This is a genomic window from Anabaena sp. CCY 9402-a, assembly GCF_963920945.1.
Taxonomy (GTDB): Bacteria; Cyanobacteriota; Cyanobacteriia; order Cyanobacteriales; family Nostocaceae; genus Trichormus; species Trichormus minutissimus.
In genome coordinates this window covers 12,935-31,773 of the sequence record NZ_CAWUDL010000078.1, presented here as the reverse complement: position 1 = coordinate 31,773, position 18,839 = coordinate 12,935, and the positions used below count along the sequence as shown (strand labels likewise).

17 protein-coding genes are annotated in these 18,839 nt (G+C 40.3%); 10 read left to right on the top strand and 7 right to left on the bottom strand.

What is annotated here, in order from left to right; translation table 11 throughout:
* The first annotated feature begins 186 nt into the window (after nucleotides 1-186).
* Genes ACM0OR_RS23045 through ACM0OR_RS23035 form a run of 3 tightly spaced genes read left to right on the top strand, consistent with a single transcriptional unit; the run spans nucleotide 187 to nucleotide 2,497 of the window.
* Complete coding sequence (locus ACM0OR_RS23045) at nucleotides 187-1,119, top strand: TIGR04222 domain-containing membrane protein (RefSeq protein WP_414578900.1); 933 nt, start codon at nucleotides 187-189, stop codon at nucleotides 1,117-1,119.
* A gap of 5 nt (nucleotides 1,120-1,124) precedes the next feature.
* Complete coding sequence (locus ACM0OR_RS23040) at nucleotides 1,125-1,958, top strand: DUF692 domain-containing protein (RefSeq protein WP_414578899.1); 834 nt, start codon at nucleotides 1,125-1,127, stop codon at nucleotides 1,956-1,958.
* On the top strand, nucleotides 1,949-2,497 hold the full coding sequence (locus tag ACM0OR_RS23035) for a hypothetical protein (RefSeq protein ID WP_414578898.1): 549 nt from the start codon (nucleotides 1,949-1,951) through the stop codon (nucleotides 2,495-2,497). Before ACM0OR_RS23040 ends, ACM0OR_RS23035 begins: the two co-directional genes overlap by 10 nt.
* Here ACM0OR_RS23035 and ACM0OR_RS23030 read toward each other — a convergent pair.
* Entirely contained in the window at nucleotides 2,494-3,957 is a 1,464-nt protein-coding gene (locus ACM0OR_RS23030) for a PLP-dependent aminotransferase family protein (RefSeq protein ID WP_414578897.1), read from the bottom strand. The two genes, ACM0OR_RS23035 and ACM0OR_RS23030, sit on opposite strands and share 4 nt — an antisense overlap.
* Before the next feature lie 105 nt (nucleotides 3,958-4,062).
* Between ACM0OR_RS23030 and ACM0OR_RS23025 the strand changes: the two genes are divergently transcribed.
* The 3 genes from ACM0OR_RS23025 to ACM0OR_RS23015 all read left to right on the top strand — a co-directional run bounded on the left by ACM0OR_RS23025 (nucleotide 4,063) and on the right by ACM0OR_RS23015 (nucleotide 5,565).
* A complete protein-coding gene (locus ACM0OR_RS23025) occupies nucleotides 4,063-4,740 on the top strand; it encodes a pyridoxamine 5'-phosphate oxidase family protein (protein ID WP_414578901.1) in 678 nt (225 codons plus the stop codon).
* 136 nt (nucleotides 4,741-4,876) lie between these two features.
* Complete coding sequence (locus tag ACM0OR_RS23020) at nucleotides 4,877-5,140, top strand: hypothetical protein (RefSeq protein WP_323265869.1); 264 nt, start codon at nucleotides 4,877-4,879, stop codon at nucleotides 5,138-5,140.
* Nucleotides 5,137-5,565, top strand: a complete 429-nt coding sequence (locus tag ACM0OR_RS23015; protein WP_414578896.1) for a type II toxin-antitoxin system VapC family toxin — start codon at nucleotides 5,137-5,139, stop codon at nucleotides 5,563-5,565. The genes ACM0OR_RS23020 and ACM0OR_RS23015 overlap by 4 nt, the downstream gene beginning before the upstream one ends.
* Before the next feature lie 66 nt (nucleotides 5,566-5,631).
* Here the strand turns inward: ACM0OR_RS23015 and ACM0OR_RS23010 are convergent, their stop codons facing one another.
* Nucleotides 5,632-7,452: a tetratricopeptide repeat protein gene (locus tag ACM0OR_RS23010; RefSeq protein ID WP_414578895.1), complete on the bottom strand. Its 1,821-nt coding sequence runs from the start codon at nucleotides 7,450-7,452 to the stop codon at nucleotides 5,632-5,634.
* Nucleotides 7,453-7,716: 264 nt separating this feature from the next.
* Between ACM0OR_RS23010 and ACM0OR_RS23005 the strand changes: the two genes are divergently transcribed.
* Nucleotides 7,717-7,911, top strand: coding sequence for a hypothetical protein (locus ACM0OR_RS23005; protein WP_323265872.1), 195 nt, complete (start codon nucleotides 7,717-7,719; stop codon nucleotides 7,909-7,911).
* Nucleotides 7,912-8,227: 316 nt separating this feature from the next.
* Here ACM0OR_RS23005 and ACM0OR_RS23000 read toward each other — a convergent pair whose 3' ends face one another.
* Nucleotides 8,228-9,784, bottom strand: coding sequence for a hydantoinase B/oxoprolinase family protein (locus ACM0OR_RS23000; RefSeq protein ID WP_414578894.1), 1,557 nt, complete (start codon nucleotides 9,782-9,784; stop codon nucleotides 8,228-8,230).
* A gap of 191 nt (nucleotides 9,785-9,975) precedes the next feature.
* On the opposite strand from ACM0OR_RS23000, the gene ACM0OR_RS22995 reads away from it, so the two are divergent.
* Entirely contained in the window at nucleotides 9,976-10,443 is a 468-nt protein-coding gene (locus tag ACM0OR_RS22995; RefSeq protein WP_414578893.1) for an N-acetyltransferase family protein, read from the top strand.
* A 1-nt stretch (nucleotide 10,444) separates the two neighbouring features.
* On the opposite strand, the gene ACM0OR_RS22990 is transcribed toward ACM0OR_RS22995, so the two are convergent.
* The 3 genes from ACM0OR_RS22990 to ACM0OR_RS22980 form a co-directional block, all read right to left on the bottom strand.
* On the bottom strand, nucleotides 10,445-11,230 hold the full coding sequence (locus ACM0OR_RS22990) for a putative hydro-lyase (protein ID WP_414578892.1): 786 nt from the start codon (nucleotides 11,228-11,230) through the stop codon (nucleotides 10,445-10,447).
* Nucleotides 11,231-11,343: 113 nt separating this feature from the next.
* Entirely contained in the window at nucleotides 11,344-13,458 is a 2,115-nt protein-coding gene (locus tag ACM0OR_RS22985) for a hydantoinase/oxoprolinase family protein (RefSeq protein WP_414578891.1), read from the bottom strand.
* A gap of 169 nt (nucleotides 13,459-13,627) precedes the next feature.
* Nucleotides 13,628-15,454 (bottom strand): hypothetical protein, encoded by a 1,827-nt coding sequence (locus tag ACM0OR_RS22980; protein ID WP_414578890.1) that lies wholly within the window; start codon nucleotides 15,452-15,454, stop codon nucleotides 13,628-13,630.
* A gap of 327 nt (nucleotides 15,455-15,781) precedes the next feature.
* Here ACM0OR_RS22980 and ACM0OR_RS22975 point away from each other — a divergent pair, with 327 nt between their 5' ends.
* Nucleotides 15,782-15,940 (top strand): DUF2256 domain-containing protein, encoded by a 159-nt coding sequence (locus ACM0OR_RS22975; RefSeq protein ID WP_190700899.1) that lies wholly within the window; start codon nucleotides 15,782-15,784, stop codon nucleotides 15,938-15,940.
* A 67-nt stretch (nucleotides 15,941-16,007) separates the two neighbouring features.
* On the top strand, nucleotides 16,008-16,964 hold the full coding sequence (locus ACM0OR_RS22970) for an isoaspartyl peptidase/L-asparaginase (RefSeq protein ID WP_414578889.1): 957 nt from the start codon (nucleotides 16,008-16,010) through the stop codon (nucleotides 16,962-16,964).
* Nucleotides 16,965-17,246: 282 nt separating this feature from the next.
* On the opposite strand, the gene glmU is transcribed toward ACM0OR_RS22970, so the two are convergent.
* Nucleotides 17,247-18,602: a bifunctional UDP-N-acetylglucosamine diphosphorylase/glucosamine-1-phosphate N-acetyltransferase GlmU gene (glmU, locus tag ACM0OR_RS22965; RefSeq protein WP_414578888.1), complete on the bottom strand. Its 1,356-nt coding sequence runs from the start codon at nucleotides 18,600-18,602 to the stop codon at nucleotides 17,247-17,249.
* Nucleotides 18,603-18,839 lie beyond the last annotated feature (237 nt).

The following is an 18,839-nucleotide window of genomic DNA, read 5'->3' as shown; positions in this document are numbered from 1 at the left end:
TGTAAGTGAACAATTATCACTTTACCTTGCTTTTGTTCTTAACCGAGAAGTATTGTGACCGACCGACGGTCGGAGACCATCACCTACTGTGCTAATATTTTAGATACCAGAGTGGAGAAAACGCTGCAAAAATATTAACTTCAATTTCTCTGATTTCCAGTAATTTCCTCACAAGGAGTATAAGCAATGGATTCATTGCTGCATAACCCGATCGCAGATATGTATGGGTCACAATTTCTATTGTTTTATGGCTCTGTCATTGCTATTACACTGTTAGCCTGCTGGCGGTTGGTGCAAGATCCCACTAAAAATCAGCCTCTGCGGTTAATTCCATCTGTTCCAGACCCCTACGAAATTGCTTATTTGCGTTTCCAAAAAGCGGGAATTGCTTATGTGGCATTATTTAACCTACTTGTGCAAGGTTATTTGCAAATTAGTGAAAAGTCCATTAGCCACGCACCCAATCATCCGGATATTTCTCCATTAAAACCAATAGAACAGGAAGTATTTCAGAAATTTTCCGTACCTAGTGCAGCCATAACATCTTTAACGTCGGCAACCCAGAGTGTAGAATCATACTGCCATATCTATGAAGGGCAACTGCACAATGAACAATTGTTGTCTGCTGCCAATTGGCAAGAATGGAAGATGAAAGTTGCTTTAATTGGGGGGATGATTATTTTTAGCCTTGGTGGTTATAAGCTAATTATTGCTTTAGCTAAAGGACGGTATAACGTCGGCTTTCTGATTATTATGGGTGTAGTTTCTATTATCTGGCTTTTTGGGCAAGTTAATGGGCGATCGCGTCTGAGTTATCGGGGATACAAATATCTGCAACAACTTGAGGAAGCATTTGCGCCATTAAAGTCTAAAACCAAAAATTTCGGTGTCTGTTCGGCATTGGAATACAACTTACTGATAGCACTTTTTGGCATTTATACTCTAAAAGGAACTACTTACGACTCATACTATCAAGCATTCTTTCCCCCAATAATCTATAGCACAACTAGAACAACTAGCAGCCGCAGCACCTCTTCCGGTAGTTCTTGCAGTAGTAGTTCCTGCGGTGGTGGTTGCGGTAGTTCCTGCGGTGGTGGTTGTGGCGGTTGTGGAGGTTAGACGCAGTGCTGGCTGATTTACCAACGTTAGGCGTGGGGTTAGGTTTTCGCCAACCCTGCAAAAGTGATTTGTTTCTCAACCGCCAACAGGTTGATTTTTTGGAAATTGTGGCGGAACACTATTTAGATACATCTTGGCAACAACAACAAGAGTTGGAATTATTAGCCAGTCATTTCCCCATCATTCCCCACGCTATCAATCTATCTTTAGGCAGTGCGGAGGGTGTAGATACAGATTATCTTCGCCCACTAGCAGCACTAATTAAGCAACTTAACCCGCCTTGGTGGAGTGAGCATATTTGTTTTACTAAAGCAGGCGGGGTTGATATTGGGCATTTGTCTCCATTACCTTACACCAAAGAAGCGGTACAAGTGCTTTGTCGCAACATTGCAAAAGTGCGACGCTGGATTGATGTGCCATTAATTCTGGAAAATATTACCTACATGGTGACACTTCCCGGTGCAGAAATGACCGAAGCCCAATTTTTGGCAGAAGTTGTTGAAAATGCTGATTGTGGCTTGTTATTAGATGTGACCAATCTCTACATCAATGCTGTGAATCACGACTATGATGTGCAGGCATTTTTGCAAGATTTACCTTGGGAACGTGTCGTCCAATTGCATTTTGTGGGCGGACATTGGCATGATGGCATACTAATTGATAGCCATTCCCAATCAACACCCTCCCAAGTGTGGCAACTTATTGATGAGGTTGTGGCGCGTGTAGCGGTAAAAGGGATTGTTTTAGAACGAGATGAAAATTTACCAGCTTTTGCAGAATTGACAGGAGAACTGCAACAAGCGAGACAAATTGGTAGGAGACATGGTAGATGGGTTTAGAAACAACCCAGCAAGTCCTCGCCCAACTTTACACTAATACGGAGTTGAGAGAACGTTTCTTTGCTAACCCCCAAGCCGTTGGTTTAGAGATGGGACTGAATTGTGATGAAGCGCAGCAGCTAGCACAACTTTCAGCACAACAGGTGAATGTGTTTGCTAATTCTTTAAAGTGGAAGCGGTTAGGAGAGGTGCGGGAGTTGTTACCACGCACTGCTAAGGAAATGGGTAAAAATTTTACTACCTTGTTTTGGCGATATGCGGAAACCCCTATACCCCAAGGTATGAAAAAACATCGCCAAGATGCGATCGCTTTTGCTAACTTTATCATCCAAGTTACTCAAACCGAGGGGATTGAGCCAGCTTACATAGGCGATTTAGTGCGCTATGAAAAAACTTGGCTGTTGACTTACGACTCAGCTATCTGCTGGAGAATTTGTTGGTTTGGTTATGCTATTCATCAAGACTTTAGCAAAAAACCAGCGATCGCTATTTGGCTGCGCCTAGGAAAACGTTCACAACTACGTCATTTTGTGCTTTAGTCGGGAATTACCTCAGCCAGTCGTCTGACTCCCTCTTGAATTTCCTGTTCATTGAGTTCTGCATACCCAAAGATAAATTCACTACCAGGGCTATCTTTTAAATATTGTGGATATGCTCCGCCAATACCTACGTTAGCTAATGCCGCACGTTTGACTATTTCGTCATCATGAATTTTAGTATTTATTTTTACCATCAGGTGCATTCCGGCATTTTCTCCCATAATTTCAATTCTGTCACCAAAGTGGGTAGACAAAGACTGCACCAAAGTTTGTCTACGTTGGTTGTAGAGCGATCTCATCCGTCTGATATGGCGTTCTAAATGTCCTTCCGTAATAAAATCAGTCAGGACGTATTGTTCTAATAGACTACATTGTCTGTCTGCTAACCATTTTGCCCGCGAAAATACATGAACTAAATTCTCTGGTAAAACTAAGTAGCCCAGACGCAAAGCCGGAAAAAGCACTTTAGAAAATGTCCCAAGGTAAATAATTGAGTTACCTTGATCTAATCCTTGCAAAGCTGGTATGGGACGTTCACCGTAACGATATTCACTATCATAGTCATCTTCAATGATCATCACCCCTAATTTTTGCGCCCAAGCTAATAACTCCAAGCGACGGGGAAGAGATAACACCGCACCTGTAGGAAATTGATGAGATGGTGTGACATACAGAAGCTTGATGTTGGGTATTACACCTGCTTTTAGTTCATTGACGATTAATCCTGATTGATCTACAGATACGGGAAATAACTTAGCTCCTTGTGCTAAAAAAGCTCGTCTAGCACCTAGATAGCCTGGATTTTCTACCGCAATCCAATCACCCCTGTCAATGAGCAAACGTGTAATCAAGTCAAGTCCCTGTTGTGAACCACCCACAATCATGATTTGTTCAGCACTACAATTAACCGCCCTAGACCGAGAAAGATAGGAAGCGATCGCCTCTCGTAATGGTTGATATCCCAGAGAATAAGCAGTATAGTCCAGCACCTCTTGACTAGCATGACAATGGCGAGAAATTAACTTGCGCCACAAGTCTATGGGGAAGTGATCAAAAGCTGGTCTTCCATAGCTGAAGCTGATTTCTAGTTCTGCTTCTGGGAGGCGTAAAAATGCGTTGTCGTTCAAACTTGCGCCATAAGCTGATAAACGTATTGATGAATTAGCTGGTGATAATTTTGACAGCGCAGGTACAGCATGGAGTAACTCATCGGGAAGTTGGCGACAAACAAAAGTCCCCGAACCCACAATGGTTTCTAAATAACCTTCACTCAAAAGTAGGTCATAACTTTGGGTGACAGTCGCACGAGAAACACCAAGCAATTGAGCCAGCGATCGCGTTGAAGGTAATTTTTGTCCTGGGGTGAATCTTCCTGAAAGAATGGCTTGGCGTAGTTCTTCGTAAATTTGGCGATGTAGAGGTAAAGGTGCGCGGGGGTCGATATTAATTGCAAAGTCCATAACAAATGAGAAATTAAATTGGACTGGTTATTTAATCAAAAAGTGGCTCTTGTGTCACGCCACTTACCCGCATACTCTAACGATATAGAGTTGAAAATTACCGTTATGTCTCCACAAAAAGCACCTAGCTCCAGAACGACAGTGAAACGCGTACCCCAACGAGCCGACTATGAACATGAGACGATTTATCAAATTCTGGATGAAGGATTAGTCTGTCATGTGGGTTTTGTTAATGAAGGACAACCCGTTGTGATTCCGACAGCCTACGGACGAGTAGAAGACACATTATATATTCATGGCTCACCCGCTAGTCGGATGCTGAGAACACTCCAACAAGGTCTTGATGTCTGCGTCACAGTGACTTTAATTGATGGGTTAGTGCTAGCGCGATCGGCGTTTCATCACTCAATGAATTATCGCTCAGTAGTAGTCTTTGGTAAAGCCACACTGGTGGAAGATACAGAGCAAAAATTAGCTGCCCTGAAAGCATTTACAGAACACGTTATTCTAGGAAGATGGGAAGAAGTGCGATCGCCTAATCGCCATGAATTAGCGGGAACTATCGTGTTATCTCTACCTTTAGCCGAAGCCTCAGCCAAGGTTCGCACTGGTAGACCCCTTGACGATGAAGCTGATTATCAAATACCTGTATGGGCGGGAGAGATTCCTTTAAAATTGACTGCGGCTACACCCATAAATGATTCCCGGTTGGAATCAGGTGTAGCAATACCTGCATATATCAGCAATTACACTAGACCGCAACTAGCTAACGAAGTGTGTTAGCTTTTAGCGTAGATTCCACTTATTTTCACTTTTCCGTGGTTGCATCTGCTGAGAATAAGTTTAGTCCTATACTGTTGCTGCTACTTACAGCAGGATTAGGCTAGGCTGCGCGTTTTCTGAAAAGGAACATAAATCTATGAATATTCAGCTGATCGAGTCTCTAGCTAATGCGATTAAAGCTTTGTCTCCTCAAGAACGAGAGTTATTAAATCAAAAACTAACGCATCAATCTAATTGGCACAATTTACGCTCAAGAATTTCAGCCAATGCTCAAGTAATTCAGCAACGGCGTAATAATCAACCATTGAAACCAGATATTGATCAAATTATTTATCAAATGCGAGAAGAAAGAGATCAACAACTGATAGCAGATTTTTTGTTTGATCCAGAACAATTATGACCAAACAATTGATTTGTGTAGATGCTAATTTCGTAGTTAAATTAATTAACAACTATTCTGAAACTTCGCCTTATCTAATATTATGGGATAACTGGGAGCAAAATAAAATTCAGATTATTGCCCCGACTCTCTTATCTTACGAAGTCACGAATGTATTTCATAGAATACAACTGGCAAAACAACTACTGAAGACAGAAGCACGGGAATCTCTCAACCTGGCTCTAAATTTACCCATTCAGTTTTACGGTGATAGTCAACTCCATCAACAAGCCTGGGAAGCCGCTCAACAATTTAATCTCTCTGCTACTTATGATGCTCATTACTTAGCATTATCTCAAAGATTTCAGGCAGATTTTTACACAGGCGATAAACGCCTATTTAACACAGTTAGTTCTGCTTTTGATTGGGTTCATTTAGTTGCATAATCCTTGCTCAAATCCCCTAATTATCATAATTATGGGGATTTACTTCAGTCTTCTTACTATAATAAATTACTTCAGTGCAGCCATCATTTCTAAAATTTGTTGATGGTATTGTCTATTACCCTCATGATTATAAAGGTCAGCAGATTTCTTTAAATCTCTCATTGCACCATCTCTGTCTCCTAAATTACGGCGAATCTCAGCTCGTAATAAATACGCTGAAGCCCAATAAGGTTGATGTTGTAAAGCTTGGTTTAAATCGGCTAATGCTGCTTGATGGTTTTCGAGTTGAGCATGGCTACGACCTCGATTATACAAGTCTTCAGCATCATGAGGATCAATGGCGATCGCTTGAGTATAATCTGTTATGGCTTGGTGATAGTCGTTAAGCGCATAATAAGCATTGGCGCGGTGGCTATAAAATAGGGCAGACTGGGGATTGATTGCTAAGGCTTGGGTGTAATCAGCGATCGCGCCTTGATAATCTTGCTGTTCATAATGCCAAGCACCCCGGTTATAATAGGCTTCGACTAGTTGGGGATTGATTGCTAAGGCTTGGTTGTAGTCAGCTAGTGCGCCTCGATGATCTCCCAACTGGCGACGAGCATTAGCGCGATTGCAATAGGATGGGGCAAAATGGGGGTCAAATCTGATGGCTTGGGTGTTATCTGCTATTGCTCCCAAAAAATCTTTTAAGGCTTCATGGACGATCGCTCGCCCGTAGTATGCTTCTACTAAGTTGGGATTTATTTGTAATGCTTGATTATAATCAGCGATCGCACCTTGATAATCTCCCAGATGGCGACGAGCTGTAGCGCGATCGCAGTATCCTTCTGCAAGTTGGGGACATAGTGCTAATAATTGATCGCTATCTGACAGTGCGCCGGGATAATCTCCAATTTGGCGGCGAATGTTGGCGCGGAAACCGTAGACTAAAGCTAAATGAGGATCAATTTGTAATGCTTGGCTATAGTCAGCGATCGCACCTTGATGGTCTTCCTCTACTACTCGAATTAAACCCCGTTCTGCATAGGCTTGCGCGTCCTCTGGGTTTAAATGAATGGCTTGGTTTAAATCTTTTAAGGCTAAATCATACTCTTGCAGGCGAGAGAGAATCACACCGCGATTGTAGTATGCTGTGGCAAAATTAGGATTAAGTTCTATAGTCCGGTTGTAATCGGCGATGGCGGCGGTATAGTCTCCTAAAGCATAGTAGGCATTACCCCGATTTTGATAAGCTTCCACCAAGGTAGGATCAAGCTGGATAGTGCGTTCATGATCAGCGATCGCCTGGCGATATTCCCCTAAGTTATAGTAAACATTACCGCGACTACTGTATAGTTCTGCTAAATAGGGATGCCATTGCAAAGCTTCCTGAAAATCTGATATCGCTCCTTGAAAATCGCCCTGATCAGCACAGGCTACGCCGCGATGATAATAAGCGTAAGCAATATCTATATTAATATCACTAGCTAACTGTGGATTGACTGCTATGGTGTGCATATAATCAGCGATCGCTTGGTTGTATTCTCCCCAGGCGAAGTAAGCTTTACCCCGATAGTAATAGGATGCAGTAATTGTCGGGTTAATCTGCAATACTTGATTATAATCCGCGATCGCACCTGCATAGTCAGCCAAACAGTAACGCGCAAATCCCCGATAGTAATAAGCTTCAGCTAAATTAGGATTAATTTTAATGGCGCGACTTAAAGGAGCGATCGCCGCTTGATAATCTTTGAGTTCATTACACAGAGTCATCCCTTGGTTCAAATAAGCTACTGCATAGTCAAGTTGTTGTTTGGCTGTTTCAGTGTGATTTGCGATCGCTCCTTGATAGTCTATTGGCAAATTTGTATAGAGTCCCTGTGGGAAAAAAGAGTCAGCATTCATCTAATTTTTTTATCTTTTTACACTAAGCATGAGTTTGATGAGCCTCAACTTGCCATTAATAGGGTAGGACACTGTATCTTGATTAAACTATAAATTTAGCCATAATATCAATATATAGATAGCTATATTTGCCACAATTTTTATTTCATGCCATTGAAATATGTGAAGATATGAAAGATCCAGCTATTATCACAATTGGATGTAGTGAAAATCATCACCATCTCAAACCAAATTATCTAGATTTCATCGGGTGGAGCGCGAAATATGTACGACAAAGAGGACATCAAAGCGATGCTTGATAGCATGAGTGTCGTGGATGTGCTAAGAATTATGTCCCAAATTTGTTATGAAAAAGCTGAATATCTTAGAACAGACTACCAAGATAGTGAAACAGCAAGAGCCTGGGAGAAGGTGGGTAGAGCCGTAGGTAAGATAAAAATAAAAACAGAATTATATTAATCAGACAGTTAGAATCAATCCCGTGAATTTATCTCCACGGGATTTTTAATTAAATAGCTTCCAGGGAATAAAATTAATAGATACTGTTTCTACTTAGTCAACTACCAAAAGTATTAATTTTATATCACCGACTGCTTTGAGAAATCGGGGATATTGTGTTTCGCGAATAATTGACGAGAAAAGGTAGAGACGTTGTATGCAATGTCTCTACAGTTGTAGGGGAGAGATACTCTAGTCTTTGGAGAGGGGTTTTCTAGATCCCGTGAAAAGTCAGTTCCTAATTACGAATTACGAATTACGAATTACGAATTACGAATTACGAATTACCAAAACCTCCACCTCCAGGAGTAGCGATCGCAAACACATCCCCAGGGTTCATCTCTACCGTTGCTGTACTAGCTAAATCCTCTTGAACCCCATTTTCGCGTTCTACCCAGTTGCGTCCCACTTGTCCAGCTTCGCCGCCATTTAATCCAAAGGGAGGTACAACCCGATGTCCAGAGAGAATATTAGCTGTCATCGGTTCTAAAAAGCGCAAGCGACGAATCACTCCATTACCGCCTTGATGTTTTCCTTTACCCCCACTATCAGGACGCAGACTAAAACTTTCCAAGAGTACAGGGTAGCGGGTTTCTAAAACCTCTGGATCAGTCAAGCGAGAATTTGTCATATGAGTCTGAACTGCATCCGTACCATCAAAATTCGCTCCCGCTCCAGAACCGCCACAGATGGTTTCATAATATTGATAGCGATCGTTCCCAAAAGTAAAGTTATTCATCGTTCCTTGAGAAGCCGCCATCACACCCAAAGCACCATATAAAGCATCAACAACAACTTGGGAAGTCTCCACATTACCAGCAACTACGGCGGCTGGATAGGTTGGGTTTAACATACAACCTTCAGGAATAATAATTTCTAAAGGTTTCAAACATCCAGCATTCAAAGGAATAATATCATCAACCAAGGTTCTAAAAACATATAAAACTGCTGCTTGCGTCACCGCCTTAGGTGCATTAAAGTTACTATTTAACTGCCCAGATGTGCCAGTAAAGTCAATTTTAGCACTCCGACTTTCGCGGTTAATTATGACTTGTACTTGAATCTTTGCACCGCTATCCATCTCATAAACGAATGAGCCATCTTTAAGCACATCAATTGCTCTTCTCACAGACTCCTCTGCATTATCTTGGACAAATTTCATATAAATTTGAACTGTTTCTAACCCGTATTGAGAAACCATCTTAGATAGTTCTTGTACTCCCCGTTCATTAGCAGCAATTTGTGCCTTAAAATCAGCTATATTTTGGTGAGGATTGCGAGCAGGATAGGGATGATTTAATAATAATTCTCGTACCGCACTTTCCCGAAAATTATCCTGTTCTACCAAGAGGAAATTATCAAACATAATTCCTTCCTCCTCTACAGTTTTACTATGAGGAGGCATAGAACCAGGCGTAATACCACCGATATCAGCTTGGTGTCCGCGAGAGGCGACGTAGAAGAGGGGACTGGAGATATTTTCGCCAGTTTCTAGGAATACTGGTGTAATGGCGGTGACATCGGGGAGGTGAGTTCCACCGTTGTAGGGATTATTGGATAAATAAACATTGCCTGGTTTAATGGTGTCGCCTTGATCATTAATTAAACTGCGGACACTTTCACTCATTGAACCTAAATGTACGGGAATATGGGGGGCGTTAGCTACTAATAATCCCGAAGCATCAAAGATTGCACAAGAAAAATCTAAGCGTTCTTTAATATTTACTGATGCTGCCGTATTTTGGAGAACAATTCCCATTTGTTCGGCGATGAACTGATAAAGATTTTTGAATATTTCTAAGCGTACAGGATCGGGTTGAGATGTAGTGTACATTTTGATCGCGACTCCTTGAATGTGAGAAAAACTTGTAAGATATAGTTATCTATTGTTTGTAATTACAAAATGATAGAGGTTTGTAGTAAGGACTTTAGTCCTGATTTTTCTAAGGACTAAAGTCCTTACTACGAACTTGATTATCTATCAATTGGAATTTTATAGCCTATGATAGTAATGGAGAATTAACAATGAGGGTTCGTCCTGCTACTATTGATGACATATCGTTGATTTTTGCATTTATCCAAAAAAAGTCAGAATTTGATAGAAGCGTTGGTGCTTATTCTGGTGTTTTGCAAGTCACGGAAGATAAAATCCGAAAAACAATTTTTGCAGCAGTCCCTTTCTCTTATGTTTTATTTGCAGAAAACTCAAAACAGGTAGTGGGATTTGCTTTGTATGGGTTTAGATATTCATCTTTTGTCGGTCAACCAAGTATTTGGCTTGATGATTTGTATGTAGATGAAGAGATGAGAAGTCAGGGTACAGGAATAGCATTGATGAATTATCTAGCACAAATTGCCAAAGAAAATAGCTGTACTCATATTGCTTGGACTGCTGATACTCGCAATATTCGTGGTTTAAAGTTTTATGATCGCCTTGGTGCAAAAATTATAGAACAAACGGGCGATCGCTGTTTCTTTAGCTGGACTCCTTAACTTAAATAGTCAGAGACTCATCTTTTAAATTACTAATAAACATATGTCCAGGCGCGTGAGTAATTGCTAACTCCGGCTTTGCTTGTAAAATTGCAGCTTGAGTTGTCACCCCACAAGCCCAAAAAACAGGAACTTCACCATCACGAATTGTCACCGCATCACCATAATCAGGTTGTGCTAAATTTTTAATTCCGATAGCATCAGGATCACCAATATGGACAGGTGAACCGTGTGCTTTGTAATATCTACTCGTTACTTCTACCGCACGCACAATTTGATTAGCCGGAAGGGGACGCATAGAAACTACTAATGGACTAGAAAAAATATTAGTAGGAAGACACTCAATATTTGTTTTATACATTGGGACATTTTTCTTCTCTTCTACGTGTCTTACTGGTAGTCCAGCATTCAGCATGGCATTTTCAAAAGAGAAGGAACAACCAATTAAAAAAGCCACTAAATCATTTCGCCAAAAATGTCTAATATCAGTAATTTCTTCCACACACTCACCGTGGCGAAAAATTTTGTAGCGGGGTAAGTCTGTTCTAATATCTGCACCAGGGGCAATTATTTTAGGTTCAAAATCTCCCACGTCTGTAACATCAAGTATGGGACAAGACTTGGTATTACGTTGACAAAAAAGGAAAAATTCAAATGCTAAAGAGTACGGTAATACAACTAAGTTAGCTTGGACAAATCCTAATGCTAATCCAGGGGTAGGATTATCTAGCTTACCTTCTCGGCAAAGTTGGCGGATTTCAGATGGTAGAGAATCACTATTTAACATGGTCAAATTCCTCATTATTTTTAGTATAAATTAACCACAAGATACCAAAAACAGATGATCAGATGATGCGTTACGCCTTGCTTTAACACACATAATTTATAGGTCGGCGCGCACTAAGGATGTGTTACTACAACACCACGTTCTAAAATCAAATGATTACGCTCAGTTAATCGGGCTTGCCAATTCGGTTCAATTACAATTGTGCTAATTTTTTCGACAATGATAGCAGCACCATTGATACAATCTCCTAGTTGTAAATCTTCCCGGCGATAAACTGGCGTATCATGCCATTTTTCAGCAGTAAACATCTTGACTATTTCCACAGGTTGGGGGAATTTATCTAAAGGTTTAGTACGAGTAATTAAAGTTTCTTCAGGAGTATCCATTTTCTGAATTACTTCTACTGAAATAGATTCAACAATTAAGGCTTTTTTTGACTGCACGAAACCATAGCGAGACTTATGCTTATCTGCAAATGCTATTTGCATCACTGTTACATCTACATCAAAATTAACACTTAAGGTAGAATCAGTTCCCTCGTATTTTAAATTGACTTTCTGAATTATTTCTTCTTCAATGCTACTTTCATCTTGGCTGAGTTCACTTCTGGCTTGGGTTTCTAAAGACTCCATCAATTGTATTAATTGAGGAATTAATGCTTGATTTAAAGGCTGTTCCACTCCCCCAACTCTGGTAGCTCTAACATCAGCTAATCCCATCCCATAAGCTGAAAGAACACCCGCATAAGGATGCAGAAATATCTGTTTCATCCCTAAAGTATCAGCAATTAAACAAGCAACTTGTGCGCCTGCACCACCAAAACAACAAAGAACATATTCCGTGATATCATAACCACGTTGTAGGCTAATTTTTTTAATAGCATTAGCCATATTTTCTACAGCGATCGCAATAAATCCTGCTGCTACTTGTTCTGGTGTACGATAATTACCTGTAACGGTGGCAATATCTAGGGCTAATTGGTTAAATTTCTCTAAGACAATATCTTTATCTAAAGGTAAATCTCCATCACTGCCAAAAACAGACGGGAAATATTGGGGGTGAATTTTACCTAACATCACATTAGCATCTGTCACCGCTAAAGACCCACCACGCCGATAACAAGCGGGGCCAGGATTTGAACCAGCCGATTCTGGCCCGACTCGATAACTAGAACCATCAAAAAAGAGAATTGAACCACCGCCAGCCGCAATTGTATTAATTGATAATACAGGGACTCGCATTCTTGTCCCAGCAATTTCGGAATCTAATTGACGTTCATACTCTCCTTTAAAATGAGCAACATCTGTACTTGTTCCGCCCATATCGAAGGTAATTACTAAATTAAAACCTGCTCTTTTGCTAGTTTGGACTGCACCAACAATACCACCAGCCGGCCCGCTTAAAATGCTATCTTTACCTTGAAATTGTGTAGCATCAGTTAAGCCGCCATCAGATTTCATAAACATTAACTTGACGTTAGGTAACTGACTCGCTACTTGGTTAACATAGCGTCGTAAAATTGGAGTTAAATAAGCATCTACAACGGTTGTATCTCCTCTACTTATCAATTTCATTAATGGACTAACTTGATGAGATATAGAGATTTGTGTGAAGCCAATTTCTTGAGCAATTTCTGCTGCTTGTTGCTCGTGTTTGGGGTAGCGATCGCTGTGCATGAACACAATAGCACAACTACGAATCCCTGTATGATAAACTGCCTGTAAATTTTGCTTGATTTGTGCAGTATTTACAGGTGCTAATTCATTACCATTAGCATCATAACGTTCATCTACTTCAATTACTTGTTCATATAGCATCGTCGGTAAAATAATTTGACGAGCAAATATATTAGGACGGTTTTGGTAGCCAATTCTGAGGGCATCTTTAAACCATTTAGTAGTTAGTAAAACTACTCTATCTCCTTTTCTTTCTAACAGTGCATTAGTTGCTACGGTTGTCCCCATTTTGACTACTTTTATTGCTGCATCGGGAATAGGCTCATTATTTTTGATGCCGATAATATCCCGAATTCCTTGAATAACGGCATCTTGGTATTGCTCAGGATTTTCAGACAGTAATTTATAGACTATTACCCATTCTTGATTAGGGAGAGGCACAATTAAAAATCGTGCCTCATGTCTTGAGAGTCTGTCTATAATTGGCTGATCATTAGTTACAGCTACAATATCTGTAAATGTGCCACCTCTATCTGCGAATACTTTTAACATGGTGCAATTTCATCTATCAACTAAAAGTAGAGTAGCAGCGATGTTTGGGATATTTCTACTTCATGTGTGGTATATTTTGACAACAAGCGTAGACAAAAATATTTTTTATCTCACGCAGAGGCGCAGAGGCGCAGAGAGTAAAACTTTGATTCTCTGCGTGACTTTGAGTTTAAATTGTCCATTGCCATTTTTGTTGCTGTGAATTCCATTTTACAGCTACTATTTCTGTGGGGGTATTAATGCGATCGCCTGTTTTTTCAAATTGAATATCTCCTGTCACTCCCCTGATTTTTCTTTTTTGATATTTGAAATATTGATCCATATGTTCCAGCAAATCTTGGCTATTTTTGCTATGATATTTTTCTATGACTTTCAAAATAATTAATACTGCATCAAAAGCCGTTGCACTGCGCCAATTAAGCTTTTCTTCACCCCATAATTGAGTGCCTAGTTTACAAAAATATTGAGCAATTATGTTTTCACTATTGCACCCATTTTGTTCACTGTGCCAATGCCAAGGGATAGAAGCTATAATTTGCGGATGATCTTGATTAAAGTTTTGGTACTGGCTTTGCTCATGAATCCAATGTAAAACATTTTCTTGATAAAAAGTAGCAGTTCCAGCTATGAGACATTTATTGAGATTTAATCTACTAATTAACCCAGCATTATTCAGAGAATTAGGTTCAAGTCCACCATCAGGAATGATGATGATTATATCAACACCTGCTCGTTGAATAGTTTCTATATATTCTTGGACTTGATAATAAGATTCATTAATATAGCCACATTCTTCTAAAAATATTATTTTCTCTTGATATGATTCAAGATGTCTCTTAATACTGTTTCTATAAGACTGACAATAAAGACTATTGTGATTGTAAATAAGCGCAATTTTTGATTGTTCTCTCCCAGCAATTTTTGACCCCAAATAATCAGATAACCTTTTAGCATTAATTTTGTCTGGGGTAGTCAATCTAAAAAAAGACATCAAAGATAAGTCGGCAAGCTCATTAGATGTGCTACAAGCATTAACTAACACTAAACTTTTGTCTGCATAAAACTGGAAGGCATTTTTAGTCATTTCACTGGAGTAATGACCAATAATAGCCATCAAATTTAATTCTTTTGCTAATGCTGCTAATTTTTCGGCTGTCTGATTATAGGGAGTGTATAAATTATTTGGATCATTAACAATTAAAATCTGTAATAACACTTGGCTAGAAATCAGAGTAGAGAATACATTTGGTTTAATGCTATTTAAATCTATCTCTTTTTCTAAACCGAGATTTTTAAAGTTCTCCCAATTTACTTGTAATTGTATTTGAGATATTCCTCGTAAAATTTCCGCAGATACCTGTCCTAGATTATGGTAAAATGGTACAACTACTGCTATGTTATAGATTTTAATATTTTTTTCTGGAAATTTATTTCTTTTATGTTCAATGAGAGAATTGTTGATATAAATTAGAATTTCAGAATTGCCTCTACCATAGATTTCTATTTCTTGATCCCACGCCATTAAGAAATATTTTAATGCTTCGTAATAACGTCCTGATTGATAAAAATTTATCGCTTGGGTTTGTAATTTAACAATCTCTTGGTTAGGTGGATAAAGGAAAGATTGTCTGCCAAAACTAGCTTGAAAATTATCACTGTTAAGTTGAGGACTAGGGTGGAGTTTATAAACTTGATTTGGGTCAAGTAAAAAATTCAAAATCTTAGCCCAATTGTTAGCTATTTCTGTTTGCTCAACACCCATTAACTCAGCTATTTTTGGATAAATATAATGGCTCAGTTTGTCTCTGATTTGTAGTTCAGATAAATTTACTATTTCAGCTATTTGTGGGCGAGAATATGCTAATAAGCAATAACAAATAACTTGTTGTTCTGATTTATCGAGATTTCTGAGATTTGCTAAAGGATCTAAGCTTTTTAATAACAGTTCAATATTAATACCTAGTTTCTCCATAACATCCCGCAGAATTGTCAACATATGCAGATATCGTCATATTTTCTCAAATAATAGTCTGATTTTCAGTTTCGCTGAAGCTATTGGTGTGGAAATAATGACTACAAATGTGGTAGTTAGCTACAACAGTATTAAATATAGGTCAGATGTCCTATCTCATCCTGGACAAGACGACGTTGACATTTAAAATCACCCGCATTAGTATTTGTCTGTGCTAACAGCCCAAACACCAGCCTATAGAAAGATGTAGGGTTTCTTACATCACCAAACGTATCCTTCTTTGGTAGCAATCTGGGTATAATTGTCTTCCATCTCTCTCCAGAATCTAACTCCACTTTGCACGGTATTTATATGGGACGTAATCGTTCTAAGTCTGACTTACCCACAAAAATCTGTCCGGTGTGTCAACGTCCCTTTACTTGGCGGAAAAAATGGCAAGATTGCTGGGATGAGGTGAAATATTGCTCAGAACGTTGCCGTCGTCGTCGTTCTGAGGCGAGTGCTGAGTGAGGAATCTCACTCACAACTCAAAACTTTTCCAAACCGTAACTTCAACTTAAATAGCGCAGGGGCATAAATGAAATCACAGGTGCAACCCAAATTAATTATTCACGGCGGAGCAGGTAGTTCTCTCCACGGCAAAGGAGGATTAGAGTCAGTTAGGCGATCGCTCCATGCCATAGTAGAGGAAGTGTATGCTCAGTTATTGCAAGGAGTGGATGCTTCTGTAGCAGTGGTGCAGGGTTGTCAACTGTTAGAAGATGAACCGCGCTTTAATGCTGGTACTGGTTCGGTACTGCAATCTGATGGTCAAATCAGGATGAGTGCTTCCTTGATGGATAGCGCATCAGGGCATTTTAGTGGTGTTATTAATGTTTCGCGGGTGAAAAATCCCATTAATTTGGCACAAGTTTTACAAAAATCCCCAGACCGCGTACTCTCAGATTACGGTGCGGCAGAATTAGCCAGAGAATTACAACTTCCCAGTTATAACGCTCTTACAGAGTTACGCTTGCAAGAATGGATACAGGAACGTCAAGATAACTTTAAAAGCACGATGGCTGGGGTAGTTGCAGAACCGGAACTGTTAGAAACCAGTAACGCTGGACGCGGTACGATTGGCGTAGTGGTGCTAGATGCCTATGGCAACCTAGCAACAGGTACTTCCACAGGTGGTAAAGGCTTTGAACGCATTGGCCGGGTGAGTGATTCAGCTATGCCCGCAGGAAATTATGCTACTAGTCATGCTGCCGTTAGTTGTACTGGTATTGGTGAAGATATTATTGATGAATGTTTAGCCCCCAAGATTGTGATCCGCGTCACCGATGGTATGTCCCTCAAAGAAGCGATGCAAAAGTCTTTTGCGGAAGCACACAATAACAAGAGAGATTTTGGCGCGATCGCATTAGATGCAACTGGTGCGATCGCTTGGGGTAAAACCAGCCAGATCATTCTCGCCGCCTTCCATGATGGTGAAAAGGTTGGCGATACCTTAGAACTACCTGACGGGACTGATGTCGGCTGCACACTGTGAGTTATGAGTGCTGAGTTATGAGTGGGGAGTGGAATTTTTCTTTCCTACTACTACGTGTGTCAAGTTAGTTTCGATAGTTTGTAGTAAGGACTTTAGTCCTTAGAAAAATCAGGACTAAAGTCCTTACTACAAACTTGCTTATCCATCAATTTAAACTTGACACACTACTACCCTGCGTGTTTATAGTTTCGAGTTAAACATTGGTCATAACTATCAACTTTCAGCACGCTGCTCAACGCCCCGCTACCGCTAACATCACTCTCCTTACTCAGCACTCAGCACTCAGCACTCAGCACTCTTTTTCCGCCAACCTGGTTTAATTACCTGACGGCTGCGAGCCACTACTAAGCTATCATCTGGTACGTCTTCTGTAACAGTCGAACCCGCAGCTACGTAGACATCATTACCCAAGGTGACGGGAGCTACTAACACGCTATTAGAACCGGTTTTAGTGCGATCGCCTATAATTGTGCGGTGTTTTTTCACGCCGTCATAGTTGGCGGTAATTGTCCCTGCGCCAATATTGACTTGATTACCCGCCGTTGTATCACCTAAATAAGATAAATGGGCAACGTTGGTGCGATCGCCTATCTGGGTATTTTTCAATTCTACGAAATTACCAACACGGCAGTTAGCACCCACCTGAGCATGACCTCGTAAATGGGCATAGGGGCCTATTTTCGCTCCTGTTTGGATGACACTATCCGTAACTACAGAATACTGCACGGTGACATTTTCACCCAACTGGCTATTTTCAATTAAACTACCTGGCCCGATACGACTCCCGGACTGAATGACAGTATTTCCCCGTAGGTGAGTTTGCGGTTCAATAATTACATCAGGCTGTAATTCTACGGTGTCATCGATAGTAATACTATTGGGGTCTATTAAGGTGACACCAGCCAGCATCCATTTTTCCTTGACTCGCCGTTGTAAGATTTCGGTGGCTGTAGCTAATTGTAGGCGATCGTTAATACCCAAAATTTCCTGCTCGTCTTCTACATCGACTGCCATTACCTGACCAACTTGGGTGACAGCATCTGTGAGATAGTATTCTTTCTGGGCATTATTCGCCTGTAAATTAGGTAAAACCTCTGCTAAATTCTGCCAACGAAAACAATAAATTCCGGCGTTAATCCGTTGATTTTGTCTTTGTAGGGGAGTACAGTCTTTATCTTCAACGATTTGTTCTACAAAGTTGTTATTATTACAAAAAACACGCCCATAGCCTTTAGGGTTGTCTAGCTTGGCTGTGAGGATGGTAGCAGCGTTTTGATTCGCTTGGTGAGTTTGTAATAACTTTTCTAGGGTTTCAGTGCGTAACAGTGGCACATCCCCATTCAGTATCAGTAAATCCCCGGTATAACCTTCAAGATGCGGTAATAATTGCTGAATGGCGTGACCTGTTCCTAACTGTACAGTCTGTTCCACAAATTCCAATTCAGGCAACTGCATAGCTGCTTTGACTTCCTGTGCCTGATACCCTACTATCAACATCTGCCGTGACGGTGCAAGGGGTTCTGCACTAGCCAAAACTCTTTCTACCATCGTCCGCCCACCCAAAGAATGTAAAACCTTGGGTAAACTAGATTTCATTCTAGTGCCGCGTCCTGCTGCTAATATTGCTACAACTACCATAATTAGCTATTATCTACAATTAAATTTCGCTGTTGTACTTGGTACTGTGAGATTCAGGCTCAAATCATACCAGCTAATCAATGCAGTAAATATGGGGAGCAACAAATCAAGTCAAGTCGCTTCTCTACGAGACGCTATGCGAATGCTCCAATTCAAAATTCAAAATTCAAAATTCAAAATTCAAAATTAAAGACAATTAGTGGGGGCTTGTAGCTTACGGCAAGCAAGCTACCCAAT